The organism is Chlorobaculum tepidum TLS (assembly GCF_000006985.1).
Taxonomy (GTDB): domain Bacteria; phylum Bacteroidota; class Chlorobiia; order Chlorobiales; family Chlorobiaceae; genus Chlorobaculum; species Chlorobaculum tepidum.
Genome location: NC_002932.3, coordinates 120618 through 137500, shown reverse-complemented (window position 1 = coordinate 137500; position 16883 = coordinate 120618). Strand labels below are relative to the sequence as shown.

The 16883-nt window shown below is 56.1% G+C and carries 16 protein-coding genes and 1 tRNA gene (1 of these 17 only partly in view); 4 read left to right on the top strand and 13 right to left on the bottom strand.

Annotated elements, in window-relative coordinates; translation table 11 throughout:
* The 7 genes from AYT24_RS00680 to AYT24_RS00650 all read right to left on the bottom strand — a co-directional run.
* A protein-coding gene (locus AYT24_RS00680) for a CTP synthase (RefSeq protein ID WP_010931836.1) crosses the window boundary here: on the bottom strand, positions 1–307 show its 5' portion. 1391 nt of this gene lie to the left of the window's left edge; only the first 307 of its 1698 coding nucleotides appear in the window; its start codon is at positions 305–307; the stop codon falls past the left edge of the window.
* Between the two features lie 111 nt (positions 308–418).
* A complete protein-coding gene (gyrA, locus tag AYT24_RS00675) occupies positions 419–2899 on the bottom strand; it encodes a DNA gyrase subunit A (RefSeq protein ID WP_010931835.1) in 2481 nt (826 codons plus the stop codon).
* Between the two features lie 101 nt (positions 2900–3000).
* A complete protein-coding gene (gene rsfS, locus AYT24_RS00670) occupies positions 3001–3435 on the bottom strand; it encodes a ribosome silencing factor (protein ID WP_164926804.1) in 435 nt (144 codons plus the stop codon).
* A 157-nt stretch (positions 3436–3592) separates the two neighbouring features.
* The gene (gene tsaB / locus AYT24_RS00665) at positions 3593–4267 is read right to left on the bottom strand and encodes a tRNA (adenosine(37)-N6)-threonylcarbamoyltransferase complex dimerization subunit type 1 TsaB (RefSeq protein ID WP_010931833.1); all 675 of its coding nucleotides are present in this window, start codon (positions 4265–4267) and stop codon (positions 3593–3595) included.
* Positions 4268–4277: 10 nt separating this feature from the next.
* Entirely contained in the window at positions 4278–4706 is a 429-nt protein-coding gene (gene tsaE, locus AYT24_RS00660) for a tRNA (adenosine(37)-N6)-threonylcarbamoyltransferase complex ATPase subunit type 1 TsaE (RefSeq protein WP_010931832.1), read from the bottom strand.
* Entirely contained in the window at positions 4703–5986 is a 1284-nt protein-coding gene (locus AYT24_RS00655; RefSeq protein WP_010931831.1) for a DUF1015 domain-containing protein, read from the bottom strand. Before AYT24_RS00655 ends, tsaE begins: the two co-directional genes overlap by 4 nt.
* A gap of 19 nt (positions 5987–6005) precedes the next feature.
* The gene (locus tag AYT24_RS00650; RefSeq protein WP_010931830.1) at positions 6006–6734 is read right to left on the bottom strand and encodes a segregation and condensation protein A; all 729 of its coding nucleotides are present in this window, start codon (positions 6732–6734) and stop codon (positions 6006–6008) included.
* 210 nt (positions 6735–6944) lie between these two features.
* Between AYT24_RS00650 and AYT24_RS00645 the strand changes: the two genes are divergently transcribed.
* Entirely contained in the window at positions 6945–7487 is a 543-nt protein-coding gene (locus tag AYT24_RS00645) for a tetratricopeptide repeat protein (protein ID WP_164926803.1), read from the top strand.
* 90 nt (positions 7488–7577) lie between these two features.
* Here AYT24_RS00645 and AYT24_RS00640 read toward each other — a convergent pair whose 3' ends face one another.
* Both AYT24_RS00640 and AYT24_RS00635 read right to left on the bottom strand, forming a co-directional pair.
* Complete coding sequence (locus tag AYT24_RS00640; protein ID WP_010931828.1) at positions 7578–7919, bottom strand: P-II family nitrogen regulator; 342 nt, start codon at positions 7917–7919, stop codon at positions 7578–7580.
* Between the two features lie 9 nt (positions 7920–7928).
* Entirely contained in the window at positions 7929–9260 is a 1332-nt protein-coding gene (locus tag AYT24_RS00635) for an ammonium transporter (RefSeq protein ID WP_010931827.1), read from the bottom strand.
* Positions 9261–9671: 411 nt separating this feature from the next.
* Here AYT24_RS00635 and AYT24_RS00630 point away from each other — a divergent pair, with 411 nt between their 5' ends.
* Entirely contained in the window at positions 9672–9944 is a 273-nt protein-coding gene (locus AYT24_RS00630) for an RNA recognition motif domain-containing protein (RefSeq protein WP_010931826.1), read from the top strand.
* 137 nt (positions 9945–10081) lie between these two features.
* Here the strand turns inward: AYT24_RS00630 and AYT24_RS00625 are convergent, their stop codons facing one another.
* The 3 genes from AYT24_RS00625 to pyrF all read right to left on the bottom strand — a co-directional run bounded on the left by AYT24_RS00625 (position 10082) and on the right by pyrF (position 14061).
* Positions 10082–11023, bottom strand: a complete 942-nt coding sequence (locus AYT24_RS00625) for a TIGR01777 family oxidoreductase (protein ID WP_010931825.1) — start codon at positions 11021–11023, stop codon at positions 10082–10084.
* Between the two features lie 247 nt (positions 11024–11270).
* On the bottom strand, positions 11271–13115 hold the full coding sequence (gene glmS, locus AYT24_RS00620; protein WP_010931824.1) for a glutamine--fructose-6-phosphate transaminase (isomerizing): 1845 nt from the start codon (positions 13113–13115) through the stop codon (positions 11271–11273).
* Between the two features lie 121 nt (positions 13116–13236).
* The gene (gene pyrF / locus AYT24_RS00615) at positions 13237–14061 is read right to left on the bottom strand and encodes an orotidine-5'-phosphate decarboxylase (protein WP_010931823.1); all 825 of its coding nucleotides are present in this window, start codon (positions 14059–14061) and stop codon (positions 13237–13239) included.
* Between the two features lie 292 nt (positions 14062–14353).
* Between pyrF and ftsH the strand changes: the two genes are divergently transcribed.
* Together ftsH and AYT24_RS00605 are read left to right on the top strand one after the other, a co-directional pair.
* Positions 14354–16474, top strand: a complete 2121-nt coding sequence (ftsH, locus tag AYT24_RS00610) for an ATP-dependent zinc metalloprotease FtsH (RefSeq protein ID WP_010931821.1) — start codon at positions 14354–14356, stop codon at positions 16472–16474.
* A 5-nt stretch (positions 16475–16479) separates the two neighbouring features.
* The gene (locus tag AYT24_RS00605; protein WP_010931820.1) at positions 16480–16758 is read left to right on the top strand and encodes an acylphosphatase; all 279 of its coding nucleotides are present in this window, start codon (positions 16480–16482) and stop codon (positions 16756–16758) included.
* Positions 16759–16803: 45 nt separating this feature from the next.
* Here AYT24_RS00605 and AYT24_RS00600 read toward each other — a convergent pair.
* Positions 16804–16877, bottom strand: a tRNA-Val gene (locus tag AYT24_RS00600).
* Positions 16878–16883: the final 6 nt, after the last annotated feature.

Below are 16883 nucleotides of genomic sequence, written 5' to 3'. Positions count from 1 at the left end.
CCGACTTGTAGACGCGGCCCATCGTCAGGTTGCAGGCCTGCGAGGTCGGTTCGTCGAGGAAGCGCTCGTAGTGGCCAAGATCGAGATCAGTCTCAGCGCCGTCGTCGGTCACGTAAACCTCGCCATGCTGGTAGGGCGACATCGTACCGGGATCGACGTTGATGTAGGGATCGTATTTCTGGATCGCCACGCGCAATCCGCGGGACTTGAGCAAAAGGCCAAGCGAAGCAGAAAGGATGCCCTTTCCAAGAGAGGAGATCACCCCGCCGGTTACAAAAATATGCTTTACATTCTTCGGGCGCGCCATACCTTTCTAACAATAATTAAGTGATAACAGTCGAATTCATTTCCGGAGAACGCCCGGCTCTCCGATCAATACCTCTTTCGTCAGCCGGTTTGGATCACAAACAATCCATGCTCAGAACTCCAGGTCGATCTGCCCCTCGTCGCCAAGCGGCTCGGTCGCCGAGTCGTCGTCGCTCTTGGGCACGCGCGCCGTGGCAGAAATCCTGTCGCCGGCATCAAGCCTGATGAGCCTGACTCCCGAGGTGTTCCGACCAAGCACCCGGATGTCCGAAACGTGCTGGCGGATGACGATGCCGTTGGTCGTGATGATGATCAGGTCGTCCTCGTCGTTGACGTCGAGCAGACCGACCAGGTTGCCGATTTTCTCGTGCGCCTTGATCGTGATGACGCCCCGCGCGCCGCGCTTGGTCATGCGGTAATCCTCGACCTTGCTGCGCTTGCCGTAGCCATTGTCCGTAACGGCGAGCAACGAGGTGTCGTTGCGCTTGGTGGTAACCATCGAGATGCAGCGCTCATCTTCGTCGAGCGTGATTCCCTTGACGCCCATCGCGGTGCGGCCCATCGAGCGAACCTCCGATTCCGGAAACCGGACGGCGTAACCGGAGCTTTTAGCCAGAATGATCTGGTGATCGCCATCGGTAAGGCGCGCCTCGATCAGCTCGTCGCCCTCATCGATGGTAATGGCGTTGATGCCGGTGCGGCGCGGATGCGAGTACTCCTCGAGGCTGGTCTTCTTGACGATACCTTTGGCCGTGGCCATGATGATGAAGTGCGGATCGTCGAAGTTCCGGACATTGATATAGGTTCTGATTTTCTCGCCGGGCGGAAGCTCCATGATGTTGGCCAGCGAGCGACCTCGAGCGGCCCGTCCGGCCTCCGGGATTTCATACACTTTGAGCCAGTAACAGCGTCCGGCAGTGGTGAAAAAGAGGATATAGTTATGCGTGGAGGCGATGAACATATGCTCGATGAAATCCTCGTTCTTCGCCTGCGCTCCGGCCACGCCTCTTCCACCGCGGTGCTGGCGACGATAGCCAGAAACGGGGAAGCGCTTGATGAAGCCCTCGTGGGTAATGGTGATGACCACATCCTCCTGGGCGATCATATCCTCAATCGAAAAGTCGCCCTCCTGCGGACGAAGCTCGGTGCGGCGTTCATCGCCATAAACGTCGCTGACCTTGAGCAGCTCGGCTTTGATGATCTCCATCTGCTTGGCCGGACTTTCGAGAATCGATTTCAGCTCTTCGATGAGTGCGAGGGTTTCGCGGTACTCGTCGTCGATCTTCTGGCGTTCCATGCCAGTCAGACGCTGCAAGCGCATTTCGAGGATTGCCTTCGACTGCGCCTCGGTCAGGCCAAAGCGGTCCATAAGGCGGCTCTGAGCAGCCGGAGTATCGGGAGACTGGCGGATTGTCGAGATCACCTCGTCGAGATTGTCGAGGCAGATTTTGAGACCTTCGAGGATGTGCGCGCGCTTTTCGGCAGCGTTGAGGTCATACTGCGTGCGACGCAGTACAATCTCGTTGCGATGCCGGATATAGTACTGCATCATCTCCTTGAGGTTCAAAACGCGCGGCACACCATCGACAAGCGCTAGCATAATCACCCCGAAAGTATCCTGCATCGGGGTGTGCTTGTAAAGATTGTTCAGCACCACCTTGGCCACGGCGTCGCGTTTCAGCTCGATCACCAGGCGCATACCTTCGCGGTCGGATTCGTCACGGATATCGGCAATGCCCTCAACCTTCTTGTCGTGCACCAGCTCGACGATCTTCTCGATGAGCCTGACCTTGTTGACCTGATAGGGAAGTTCGGTAACGATGATCGACTCGCGACCGTTTTTCTGCGTCACCTCTACGACGGCTCTGGCCCGGATCACCACCTTGCCGCGACCGGTCAGGTAGGCCTGACGAACACCTTCGTAGCCGTAGATAATGCCGCCGGTGGGAAAGTCTGGCGCAGTGACGTGCTTCATCAGGTCGCCAATCTCGATCTCGGGATTCTCGATGAGCGCGATCAGGCCACTGACCACCTCGCGCATGTTGTGCGGCGGAATGTTAGTCGCCATACCAACCGCGATACCCGAAGCGCCATTGACCAGCAGGTTCGGAATCGCCGCCGGAAGCACCGTTGGCTCTTCGAGCGAATCGTCGAAGTTGAGCGAGAAATCAACCGTCTCCTTGTCGAGGTCCTTGAGCATCTCGCCAGCGATGGCCTTCATGCGCACCTCGGTGTAACGCATGGCCGCAGGGGAGTCGCCATCGACCGAGCCGAAGTTGCCCTGGCCGTCGATCAGCGGATAACGCAGCGAAAAATCCTGCACCATGCGCACAAGACTGTCGTAAACAGCGGAGTCGCCATGCGGGTGATACTTACCGAGCACTTCACCGACGACACGAGCCGATTTCTTGTACGGCTTGCCCGCCTGCAGACCCAGCTCGTGCATGCCGTAAAGCACGCGGCGATGCACCGGCTTCAGACCGTCCCGGACATCGGGAAGCGCTCGACTGACAATAACCGACATTGAATAGTCGAGATAAGAATCCCGCATTTCCTCTTCAATACTGATCGGCAATATTTTCTCGCGCTGCATAATCGATGCCCTGACTTTGATTTACCCTGAAAAACAATGGCGTAATGTATAAAATAGCTTGAAAAACGTAAAGCTCCGGAGCGTTCCCGGCAGGTGGCCCGTCAACCTTCCTGCAGCTCCTCCTGCTCGTCTGATGGCTCCGGAGCAGTGACGACCGTGACCGGAGCATCGGACCAGAGCGATTCGAGATCATAGAATTTGCGATCGTCGGGCTGAAAGATGTGCACGACCACATCGACATAGTCGATCAGCACCCAGCGCAGGGTATCGAGACCTTCGATGTGCATCGGACGTTCACCCTCTTCCTTGATCTCATCAACAATATAATCGGTTACCGCCTTGGCTTTACGCTCCGAGTCGGCGGTAATAATCACAAAAAAATCGGTCACGCTCGTCAGGCCGCGGACATCCAGAATCTTGACATCTTCACCCTTCTTTTCAAGCGACAACTCCGCAACTCTTCTGGCAAGCAACTCACTCATCGCCACTTCACGAGCTTCAACGCCGGAAGAGGCCACATGTTCCGAACGGGACATAGATAACCGTTTTAATGAAAAAAAATCGTTCAACAGGGAAGCATTCCCACCAGTCAATATAGCAATAATGCGCTATTGAACTAACCATAAAACAAAACAGTAACCCGCCAGCAACGACCTGTTCCGGCATGGCAAAAACGGGTGGTAGCGCGTCGGCTTAGCCCTGCCGCTGCGCAGGAACAAACGCCTGCCGGTAATCGGGAAGCGTTCCGGTGGCCGTTCCCGCGGCACCTTCCGCAAGCGATTTACAAGCATGGGAGAGAAGGGTTGCCGCGCTGAAAAAGGATGCGTCGAAAAGATATGGCGCGAGCGAAGGGGCCTGTTCAGCAAGGAGGTCAACCGGGCGGCTGACCATGACGAGGCTGCCGGTCAAGACGGCAATCCGCTCGGGCAGTTCGGAAACGAGGCAACGCGAACTTTCGATCTCTGAAAGCGCCCCGTCCTTCAGCGCGAACATTGAATAGAAATACTCGCCCGCCCTCGACGGAATCACTGGCACAATATACTTTGTCGCGGTGTGTTTCGCGGCGGCATCCGCCATGGCGAGCAAAGTCGGCACCGGCACCAGTGGCAAATCTGCACCGAAGGCGATGCCCTTGGCCACGGAGAGGCCGATGCGCAGCGCGGTGAAGGAGCCGGGGCCGGATGAAACTGCAACGCCATCGAGTTCAGCCGCCGTCAAGCCCGCCTCGTCCATAACCTGCATGACGAGCGGCACCAGCGATTCGGCGGTTTTCTGCCACTCCGCAAGACGGCGCTCGACCATACGCTCGCCGTTGCTGGCCGCCGCGCTGGCGAAACCGTGAGTACACTCAATGGCAAGAATCTTCATGAGGCCGCGTTCAGGTTATGACAATTTTCCGCTGACTCTCCCCGGCGATGAACAACTGCACGCGTCTGGTGTAGCGCCTGTCGAGCGAAGCGAACCGTTCGCCCCATTCGACCACCGACAGAAAAGGCCCGGAAAGATAGTCGTCGAACCCGGCGGAATCAAGCTCCTTTTCCGATTCGAGCCGGTACAGATCAAAGTGGTGCAGCTCGAAAGGCTGGCCTCGCAACAATCCTTCATAAATGTTCATCAGCGAAAAGGTCGGGCTGGAAAGCTGTTCCTCGCAGCCAAACGCCTCGGTGATGCCACGCATGAACTCGGTTTTTCCGGCGCCGAGCGGGCCGGTCAGGCACACCGTATCACCAGGTTTCAGCCCGGAAGCGAACCTCCGGGCATATTCGCGCGTTTCATCCGCCGACCTCGACAAAAACTCTCCCCTCATGCCTCCGTCTCCAGTGAATGGAACACCATGCCGGTCATCACCTTCGGGTAGAACCAGGTGGACTTCTGCGGCATCGCCTCGCCCGAAACAGAGACATCGATCACCTGCTCGACCCGAACGGAACGAAGCACAATGCCGAGCTGCGCCTTGCCCGACACCACAGCCTCGAACACATCGGCCGTTTTGCTCGTGTAGGTGAGGTTGCTCTGGCGCGCCATCGCCTCGGATGAAATGCCGAGAATCTGACCGAGCACCAGATCATGCAGCACCACCACATCGAGGCTCTGCAACGCTTCCGGCACCGGCGTCGAAAGCACCTCGGAAGGTTTCGGATCAAGCGAAATGCCGAGCACCATGCCGGGCAGCACGATGCCAAAAACCTTTGCCGAATCGCCCGTCTCGAGAAACTCGTCGAGAGCGCTTCTGCCGGGCAGCTCCCATACGGTGAACCAGCGGTCGAGCTGGGCGATGAAACTTTCCGGATCGAACGACTCGATACCGTGCACGAGACGGTGAATCGGCAGAATCAGGAGCCCATCGTCGTAAATGTTCGACAGGTAGGTCATGATATAATTATATGGCTCCCGACCGGTATGACCGGGATTCGAGGCCGCCCGCTCGTTCCGGTACGCGATGCCGGTTTCGTAGCGGTGATGCCCATCGGCGATGTAGACTTTCTGTTCTGCAAGTACCGACTGCGCAACGGAAATCAGCGCGGGATCGGCGACGCGCCACAGCCGGTTGCGCACGCCCTGGAGGGTGGCGTCGATCAACGGTGCGTTCCGTTCAGCGAACTCGCTGATCGCTTCATCAGCCCGGCGGGAGGAATCAGCATACAGGCCAAAAATGCTGCTGATATTCGCCCCTGTCTCGCGGAACATCTTCAGCCGGTCGGCCTTCGGTCCCGACAGCGTGCGCTCGTGCGGCAGCACCTCACCCTCGGAGAAATCGTACAGCCTGAGCGCGACAAACACTCCTTTTCGGGTGCGGGTCACACCATGCTCGTCCTCAAAGGTCTGGAAGCAGGGATAGAGCGCAGGCTCGCCGTCCTGCGCGAGAACGCCGGAAACCAGCCACTCGCGCAGGCGACTCGACGCAGCAGCGTAGGGATCGGCCTCGGACGGCAGCTCAAGCCGCACGGCATTGTAATCGGAACGCGCATACAGCTCCTGCTGCATAGCTGGCGGGATGGCGTCGTATGGCGGGCAAATCAGGTTTGCTGCATCCCCGGAGAGATCGGGGCCGTAAACAATCCCCTTGAACGGCGCGATTTCAGGCATGGCTTATGGAGTTTAAAGGTTATTCGGCATGGTCTCTCTGTGAAATCCAGAAATCGTTGACGCCCTCCTTGACGATGACGGAGATTTTCCGGTTACGGCACAGTTCGAGCACGGCCAGAAAGGTCACGACAATCACGATCGCTTCCCGGAATTCCTGAAACAGCGAGGTGAAGGAGACCTGCAGCCGCTCGCCGAGGCGCGCCATGATCAGGGCGCTCTGCTCTTCGACCGTCACCGGCGCATCGGTCACATTCTGCGTCCGCACCTTCGGCATGTTGTCGAGCACCGACTGGTATGCCAGCATGAGATGATAGAGGGTCGGACGGTTGACCGGCTCGTCCATCTCGTCGATCACCGCAGGCTCCAGCTCCTCGAAGTAGCCGCGCGGAAACATCCGCTCCCGGTCGAGCGCCATCAGCTCCAGTTCCGAGGCGCCCTCCTTGATCCGCTTGTATTCGAGCAGGCGCTGCACCAGCTCGGTTCGGGGGTCGAACTCGTCGGCCTCGCCATCCACGGGTTCCGCGCGGGGAAGCAGCATTCGCGCCTTGATGCTCATGAGCATCGACGCCATGTAGATGAATTCGGCGGCAACCTCCAGATTCAGCCGACGCATGGCGTGGATGTAGGCGATAAAATCGCCAGTGATTTTGGAAATCGGAATATTGTAGATGTCAAGCTCGTCCCGCTTGATAAAAAACAGCAGAAGGTCGAGGGGGCCTTCGAATTCTTCAAGACTGATGCGAAACATGCAAGCCCTGTTGATTTCGGATTGAGTGGGCCGACAATGCGCCCCACCACTTGGCAAGAGCGGGAACAAAGATGCCGTCAGCAGACCTGTTTACTGTGTAAGGTACAGACTTTCCGTTTATTTTTTCGAACCGTGATCGGTATTTTTATTCAAAAGCTTCCGGTTCACGGCAAAACTGCACGAAACCAAACACCTCCGTTCCACGACTCCATGAAGCGCTTTACGACATTTATCGTACTTGCTGCTGCAGCCACCGTCCTGCTTGGAGGCCCGTGTGCGGCACAATCATCCGAAAGCTATTTCAACGAAGCGCTTTCAATGCACCGTGCAGGCAATCTCAATGAGGCGATCCGCTTATACTCCAAGGCTATAGATAATGACAACCGATACGTCATGGCCTACCAGATGCGGGCCGCAATATGGCAAAAGCTGCACCAGTTCCAGAGAGCAATCACCGACTACACCATGGTTATCGAACTCGGTGACCCCTTGTTCCAGGCAGCAGGTTACTACAATCGCGGCGTAGTCAAAAACATGAACGGTCATTACGCCGAGGCCATTTCTGACTTCACCCAGGCAATAAATCTTGACCAGAAAATGGCGGCAGCCTATTTTCATCGCGCCATCGCCCGAATCAAAACCGGTGACAGCACCGGCGCTTTCGATGATTTCAGGCAGGCCGCCCGGCGTGGCGATCCGGATGCCGAGCGCTGGCTCGACGCCACCACGCCCGGCTGGAAACAGATGAAATAAAGAATCGGTATGAAAAGAAAACGCCGCAGGGATTTCTCCTTTGCGGCATTTTCTTTTCGCTTAGCGAACAGATAACAAAAGCGGTATCAATCAGATAGCGCTACCTCCTCGTTCGTTGGTTCTGATCCTCACGCACTCCTCCAAAGGAGTGATAAATATCTTGCCATCGCCGATCTCACCACTTTCGTGCCTTGCGGCTGCAACGATGGTATCAACGGTAACATTGACAAACTGGTCATTAACGGCGATATCGAGACGAACTTTCGGGAGCAGGTTCGGCGCGATTTTCTGGCCGCGGTAGTATTCGATATCCTCCTGGCGTCCGTGACCAGAGACCCGGCTGACGGTAATCCTTGTAATATCAGCCTGAATCAGCGCTTCGCGAACATGGTCGAGCCTGTCGGGCTGTATGATGGCGGTTATCAGTTTCATTTTTGGTAATTAGTTAGGATTGATAAGGCCATATCCCTGTTCACTGTGCATACTGTGATCGAGACCGGACATTTCATCATTCTCTTTGGCACGCAGGCCGATGGTTTTCTCGACGATGAACAGGATCACCAGTGAAACAACTGCCGCATAGACGACCGTAATCCCGACAGCCGTAGCCTGAACGCCAAGCTGCTGCCAGACCGTCCAGCTTCCGCCAGCCTTGACAGCGGCGTCGGCCATCCACGACGGGCGAATGAAGAAAATCAGGCAGAGAGCGCCGACAATACCGCCAACACCGTGCACGCCGAAAGCATCGAGGCTGTCATCGTAGCCGAGCTTGCTCTTCAGCATGAGGCCGAGGTAGCAGACAATGGCGGCAATAGCGCCAAGCGCGAACGCGCCCGATGGCTGCACGACGCCCGCGGCAGGGGTGATCGCCACCAGACCAGCCAGAATACCCGATGCCACGCCAAGGCTGGTTGCCTTATTGTGATGCACCAGTTCGATGATGAGCCAGGTGAATGCGCCCGACGCCGCGGCAACCTGGGTCACGGTCAGTGCGCGAGCCGTGGCAAGATCGCTGGCGATGGCGCTGCCAGCATTGAAACCGAACCATCCCACCCAGAGCAGGCCCGCACCCACGAGGGTCATGACCAGGTTGTTCGGCGAGGTGACGTTGCTCGGATATCCGCGACGCGAGCCAAGGAAGAGCGCCGCGACAAGGCCGGTCACGCCGGAAGAGATGTGCACGACCGTGCCACCAGCAAAATCGATAGCGCCCATCGCGCCGAGATTGAACAGAAAACCGTCGCCAGCCCAGACCCAGTGGCAGATCGGGCTGTACACGAAAATGCTCCACAAGGCAATAAACAACAGATACCCCTTGAAATTGACCCGCTCGGCAAAAGCACCAGCAATCAGCGCAGGAGTGATGATGGCGAATTTGCCCTGGAACATGGCAAAGACATATTCAGGGATATGACTCGCCATGATGGTATCATCAATCCCCTGCAACATGAAATATTTCGGATCCCATCCAACCAGGCCGCCGAGAATACCGTGGCCAAAGCTGAGCGAGTATCCGACCAGTGGCCACAAGACGCCAATGATGACCATAGCGCCAAAGCTGTGCATCATCGTGCCGATAACATTCTTCGTCCTGACCAGGCCGCCATAGAACATCGCCAACCCTGGCACCATGAGCAACACGAGCGCCGTGGAGGTCAGCATCCAGGATGTCGTGCCGGTATCGATGCTCACCGGCTCGCCTGCCCAAACGGTGCCATGCGCCATCATCACTGCAAAAAACAGCATCACCGCCGCACTGATTTTTTTCGCCATAACCTTCTTGTTTAAAAATTTCAAACACCTAAATCTTTTATGAAAGAATGCGAATTATAATTAAATATTAAAGCACAAGCAAATTTTTAAGCCATTTTCTTACGAACAGGTAGAATATGGCGATTATAACAACATATTTGAAGTTTTCCTGCATGAACGTGAGGGATTAACCATCGGGCAACAATACCAGCAGACAGCGAGATAGAAAGGCGAAAAAGAATCGTTTCTGAACGAATTTTCACAGTGGAATCGCCCGGTGAAAACGTTTTTCTTTTTGAAAACGATTTTTTAATGAGGTAAATTATAAAATCATTTAGCCAGTGGTTGGCTGATCGCTTGCGAGAAAACAGGTGCTTTGGTTATCTCGTGGCGTTTCTTTTTTATCGAAGCACATGTTTCTACCGTCCCACAATGAACATTTACATTGGCAATCTGCCATACAGCGTTACCGATGAAGACCTGCGCGACAAATTCTCCGAGTTCGGGCAGGTGCATAGCGCCAACATCATCACTGACAAATTTTCTGGTCGCTCCAAAGGCTTCGGGTTCGTTGACATGCCGAACGAAAGTGAAGCTCGCGAAGCGATCGATGCCATGAACGACAAGGACTTTAAAGGCCGCACCATAAAAGTGAACGAGGCAAGGCCTCGCGAGCAGCGTCCTCCCAGAAGAGAGCAATACTGAGCGCACCAACTGCTTCACGCAAAAGATTTTCCAGGCGGGCAGGCTTATAAAAAATGCCTGACCCGCTTTTTATATTTCACGTGTCGGCCTTGACACCGATGCGGTCCCCTTCGGGGGTCAGAGGTAAACGCTGCCGGTCAAATCCCTCTTGAAACAAGATCGGCAAGCGCTTCATTCAGCGACGGCCAGGCGAAATGAAAGTCGCGCTCTTTGAGAAACTCCGGCGAAACCTTCTGCCCCTTGACGGCATAGTCGGCACCCTCTCCCAGAAGTATCTGAACCGCCAACTTCGGCACCGGAAACAGGGATGGCCGATGCATCACCAAACCAAGCGAATCTGCAAAAGCTTTCATGCTGACAGGTTCAGGAGCAACCGCATTAACAGGGCCGCTCCAGTCAGCATTATCGAGCGCTTGAAGAATGATCGACACCTCGTCATCGAGATGAATCCATGACAGGCACTGATCGCCGGAGCCAACCGGCCCGCCGACAAAGTAACTGAAGGGGATCATCATCTTCTGCAACATCCCCCCTTTGGTGGAAAGCACAATACCGGTTCTGAGGAGAACAACTCTCGTGCCAAGCGTTTCCGCCGGACGAGCCTCCTTTTCCCAGTCGAAACAGATTTTAGCGAGAAAATCCTTGCCCGGCGCGGCCTTCTCCGTCAATGGGTCGGTCTCTTCGCACCGATCAAACGAACCATAGTAGCCGATAGCCGAAGAAGAAACGAACACTTTGGGTTTGACTGATGCTGACGCCATCGCAGCCACCAGCGCCCTGGTGCCCTTGATGCGGGAGTCGTAGCAGGCCACTTTGTGCTCCTCGGTCCAGCGGGTTTCAAGTAGCGGCCGACCGGCAAGATGAATAACCGCATACGCGCCATCGATCGATGAGCTCCATCCATCCGGAGCCATATCCGAGTCCCAGCGCACATAATCCGCCGCACCAGGGACTTTTGCCGCTGCCGATTGTGGAGATCGGGCAAAAACAACGACCTCCCTGCCAGATTTGATAAGCCTGCGAGCAACTTCGCTGCCAATCACTCCGGTAGCGCCCGTGATAACGATATGGCCTTCCATGAGTCTGCGGTTTGAATTAGGTAGGTGTTACTGTTCGACAGATAACCGGAAGAGGTGAAGAAATAATTCCCGAAAGCCTCTGTTGCTGTAAACTGCTACGCCCCGAAGGCTTGTCACCAGACTGCAAAACGAAAAAGCATGGCGAACTGCTCTTTATCTTTTTTTGGAGGGTCTATCAAGGTAAAAAGCCCCCCTTTCGCCTGTCTGACGCAGCAAAAGGGAAGGAGCTGAATCGAGAAAAAAATCGCTACTCCACCGTCACCGACTTGGCGAGGTTGCGAGGACGATCGACGTTACAGCCGCGCAGCGTTGCTACGTGATAAGAGAGCAGTTGCAGCGGAATAACCGTCAGCAGCGGCAGTACTGCGGCGGAAGCCTGCGGGATGTAGATCACATCTTCCGTCAGCCGCTCGATCTCCCGGTCACCTTCACTGGCGATGGCGATCACCCTTCCTTTGCGGCTACGAACCTCCTCGATGTTGCTCAGAATCTTGGCATAGGTATTGTCACGGGTGGCAATAACGATTACCGGCATATCCTCGTCAATCAGGGCGATCGGACCGTGCTTCATCTCGGCGGCTGGATAGCCCTCGGCATGGATGTAGGAAATCTCCTTGAGTTTCAGCGCGCCTTCGAGCGCAACGGGGAAGTTATATCCCCGGCCAAGATAAAGCGCGTTGCGTGCATCCTTGAGCTTGACGGCAATCTCCTTGATCGCGTCGTTCTGCTCCAGAATCCATGCAACCTTGTCCGGCACTTCAGCCAGCTCCCTCAGATTGAGCTTGATCTCCTCCTGCGAAATGGTGCGCCCTTTGCTCAACGCCATAGCGAGCATGAAGAGCACTATCACCTGCGCCGTAAACGCCTTGGTCGAGGCCACGCCCACCTCAGGCCCAGCGTGGGTGTACATGCCGCACAGCGTCTCGCGCGGAATCGTCGAACCGACCACATTGCAGATTCCCATCACCATGGCCCCCTTCTCCTTGGCCAGCCTGAGTGCGGCCAGCGTGTCGGCGGTTTCGCCCGACTGGGAGATCACGATCACCACATCGTCGGAAGAGACAATCGGGTTGCGGTACCTGAACTCCGAGGCGTAATCGACCTCTACCGGAATCCGGGCAAACTCCTCGATCAGATACTCACCGATCAGACCGGCGTGCCAGCTCGTGCCACAGGCGCAGATCATGATCCGCTTGGCCTGCTTCAGCCGGTCGAGATAGTCGTGGATGCCACCAAGATGCACCCGTCCCTCCTCGACACGCACCCGGCCACGCATGACATCGCGCATCACCTCGGGCTGCTCGAAAATCTCCTTGAGCATGAAGTGCTCGAACCCGCCCTTCTCGATCTTTTCAAGGCTGAAGTCGAGCTCCGTCACCCTTTTTTGCTGCTCGACATTTTCAATCGTCTTGACCGTGTAGCTGTCGCGCGTCACAACCGCCATCTCTCCGTCCGACAGATAAACCACCTTGTTGGTGTGCTCGACGATGGGTGCCGCATCGGAAGCGATGAAGAACTCGCCATCACCGAGACCGATCACCAAAGGGCTGCCCTTGCGAGCCACCACGATCTTGTCCGGCTCGCGCGAGGAGACGACGCAGATACCATATGCGCCCTCGACATGCCGGAGCGCCTGACGCACCGCACCTTCAAGACCGAGCGCCGAATCGTTTTTCCAGATGCGGTCAATCAGGTGAACGAGCACCTCTGAATCGGTATCACTTTCAAAGACATAGCCCTCGCCCATCAACTCCTGCTTGAGGGCAGAATAGTTTTCGATGATGCCGTTGTGGATCAGGGCGATATCGCCGGAAACATTCATGTGAGGATGAGCATTCCGGTCGCTCGGATCGCCATGGGTCGCCCAGCGGGTGTGGGCGATGCCGACCGTCGCGCCGAGCATGACGGTGCCCGACACATTCAGAAGCTCTTCAAGATTGCTGACGCTCCCCTTCTTTTTGAGCATCTTCATCGAGCCGTTCAGGACGGCCATGCCTGCCGAGTCATAACCGCGATACTCCAGCCGTTTCAAACCGTTCAGCAAGAGAGGCGCAGCTTCGCGCCTGCCGATATAACCAATGATTCCGCACATAGATAAACAATCTTTTGTAAAACGTTACCGCTGCTTCCTGCCGGTAGCCGCACCCTTTTGAGGCAAAAAAAACCGTATTATGAAAAGAATTCTGCTCCCAATATACTATATGCGCACAAATTTACAGTACCTCTTTTATATCATCATGCAACTTTGCCGCCTCGCGACGCACCGCCTCCTCGAACTCCGAGATACTCCGGAAGTCGCCCTTCGGAAAAATGAGCGCCCGGCTCACGTTGACCACCGCGCCACCGCGATCCGGATCGGCACCCTGATTGACAGCTTCCTGCATCGACCCGCCCTGCGCACCGACACCGGGAATCAGGAAAAACAGCTCCGGCGCTTCCTGCCGAAGCTCTTGCAGCAAGCTGGCCTTGGTTGCGCCGACGACGATTCCGGCATTTCCGTTGCGCTGCCAGCTCCGAACCCTGTCGAGCACGGCGCGGTAGAGCGGACGGCCATCGTCGAGAATGCGCTCTTCGAAATCAGCAGAGCCAGGATTCGAGGTGAGGCACAAGACAAAGACAAGTTTGTCGTCATACTCGAAAAACGGTTCGAGCGAATCGAACCCCATGTAAGGCGCCACCGTGATGGCATCGAACGGCCATGTCTCGAAAAATGCCTTTGCGTAGTGCCGGCTGGTGTTTCCGATGTCGGCCCGCTTGGCGTCCGCGATGCTCAGACACTCCGGCGGAAGCGCTTGGAGTGTATCGTCAAGATCGCGCATTCCGGCAAGCCCCCGCGATTCGTAGAATGCTGTATTGACTTTATAGGCTGCCGCGTGCTCGCCAGTCGCGCGGATAATCGCCCGGTTGAACTCAAGCACCGGGCGCTCCATCGAATGGAAGAGCGTGGGGATCTTCGAAGGATCACTGTCGAGCCCGACACAAAGCATCGACTGGAGCGAAGCTATCCGGCGGTTCGCCTTATCTCTTGCTGAACTCATAACTGATGGCAAAAACATGAAAAATTATCGGGTCAGTTCACACACTGCCGTTTTTTAATATAACTGATGGCGCCCGATGAATGAACAGTGATCACCCATCCCTGAGCGCCGCAGCCACTGGTGATCAAGAAACTATTAGTCGAAAGAATATATTAATCCAACAGAGTTATGTATCTTGCGAGTCAAATAAAATGGTGTATTATTTTTGCTGACTTGCCAACTCATTGCAAATGAAGAGTCTGAGCAACGGCAACGATGTCACGATGAATATCTTTAATCATGAACGCACTCGATGGCAAACAACCCATTCAAGCTGAACAATCCATACAATAACGAGCCGGATAACGGGCCGCGCAAGCCCCGGTTTTCGATATTCTACTACATAGCAGTCATCCTGCTGATCATCGGTTTTCAACTCGCCTTTTTCTGGTCAGGCTCAACCCGCGAGATCGCCTACAGTGACTTCCGCAAACTGATCGACCAGAACAGGGTCGAATCGGTCAAACTCGCTCCCGAAAAAATCTACGTCCAGCTCAAGGAGGACTCCCTCTCAACAGCGACAAACAAACCCTTCGGGCAAAATCCGCCGGCGTTCCAGATGCCAGGCAAAAACTCATCAAAAAACGAGGTGACGGTCAACCCCGTGCGGGACGAGCAGCTGATTCCGCTTCTTGAATCGAAAGGTATCCATTACGAAGCGATCCCGGGCAACGGCTGGATCAATGAACTGCTGCAATGGCTTCTGCCCTTCGGGCTTCTTATCGGCATCTATTTCTTCATGTTCCGCAGAATGGGCGGCCCCGGTTCGCAGTTCATGAACATCGGCAAGAACAAGGCCGCGCTCTATGAAAACCTCGACGAGCACACCCGCATCACCTTTAAGGATGTTGCCGGACTGGACGAAGCGAAGGCCGAGGTGATGGAGGTGGTCGACTTCCTCAAGGATCCGAAAAAGTATACCAAGCTCGGCGGCAAGCTGCCCAAGGGCGTGCTGCTGGTCGGTCCTCCCGGCACCGGCAAGACGCTGCTCGCCAAAGCGGTTGCGGGCGAAGCCAACGTGCCTTTTTTCAGCATCAGCGGCTCGGACTTCGTCGAGATGTTTGTGGGCGTTGGCGCGGCGCGCGTGCGCGATCTGTTCAAGTCGGCCAAGGAAAAAGCGCCTTGCATCATCTTCATCGATGAAATCGACGCAGTCGGACGCAGCCGTGGCAAGGGCTTTATGATGGGCGCAAACGACGAACGCGAAAACACCCTGAACCAGCTTCTGGTCGAAATGGACGGCTTCGCCACCGACAAGGGCGTGATCCTCATGGCCGCCACCAACCGCGCGGATGTGCTCGACTCGGCGCTGCTCAGACCGGGCCGCTTTGACCGGCAAATCGTGGTTGACAGGCCCGACCTGAAGGGACGTACCGACATCTTCGCGGTGCATACCAAGAACCTCTCGCTCTCGCCCGACGTCAACCTCAAGGCGCTGGCCTCGCAGACACCCGGTTTCGCGGGCGCGGAGATTGCCAATGCGGCCAACGAAGCGGCCCTGCTCGCATCGAGGCGCGGCAAGCAGAGCATTGAAATGAAGGATTTCGAGGACGCCATCGAGCGAGTCATCGCCGGTCTGGAAAAGAAAAACAAGGTGATCAACCCGCGCGAAAAGGAGATCGTGGCCTATCACGAGTCCGGCCACGCCATTGTAAGCTGGCTGATGCCGGAAAACGACCCGGTGCAGAAGATTTCGATCGTGCCACGCGGCGTCAGCGCGCTTGGCTACACTCTGAACATCCCGCTCGAAGACCGCTACCTGATGACCCGCAGCGAGCTGATCGCCCGCATCTGCGGCCTCCTCGGCGGGCGCGTTGCCGAAGAGATCATCTTCGGCGAAATTTCGACCGGCGCGCAAAACGACCTCGAACGGGTGACTGAAATCGCCTACAACATGGTGATCGTGTACGGCATGAGCGAAAAGGTCGGCTACCTGTCGTTCCTCGAAAGCAACAACCCGTACTACGGCGGCCCCGGCATTGACAAGAAGTATGGCGACGAAACCGCCAGGCTGATCGACAACGAGGTCAAGGAGATCGTCGAGGCCGCCCGCAAGCAGGTTCACCAGATGCTTTCGGACAATCGTGACAAGCTCGAAATGCTTGCCAAAGAGCTGCTCTCGAAGGAGATCGTGCAGTACTGCCGGATCGAGGAGATTCTCGGCAAGCGCCCGGCAGGCAAGTTCAGCGAACACCTTGCCCACGACTGCCAGAACGGTGTCGATATGGCGATGTCACAGCTCCATACCGAACCTGAAGAGGCTGCATCTCCTGCAGTTTCTGCCCAGCAGGAAACGGCAACAGATCCGGAGCGCAAGGAACTGGAAGAGGCCGTCGAAAGGCTCCGGCAGTCCAGAAACCTGTCGTCGAATTGATCGCTATGACGGAAAAACGGGTTCACATCATCGTCAGCGGCCTGGTGCAGGGCGTAGGCTTCCGCATGTTCGTCTTGCGTGAAGCTTCCGCTCGAAGCCTTTCCGGATGGACGCGCAACCTGCCGGACGGCACAGTCGAAGTCGAAGCTCAGGGCGACAGCGGACGGGTGGACGAACTGATCCGGCAGATCCGGATCGGCCCCTCACGCTCAAGCGTCACCTCGATCAAAGTAAAAGAAATAGAGGTCGATACCTCCTGCAGGGAGTTTCGCATCCTGACCTGAAAACGCTGCAAAAACCGGAAAATCAAAAGAGATAGTGAGAAGGGGTGGGTCCCGAGGGATTCGAACCCCCGACCTACTGGGTGTAAACCAGTCGCTCTAACCAGCTGAGCTAGAGACCCATGAAA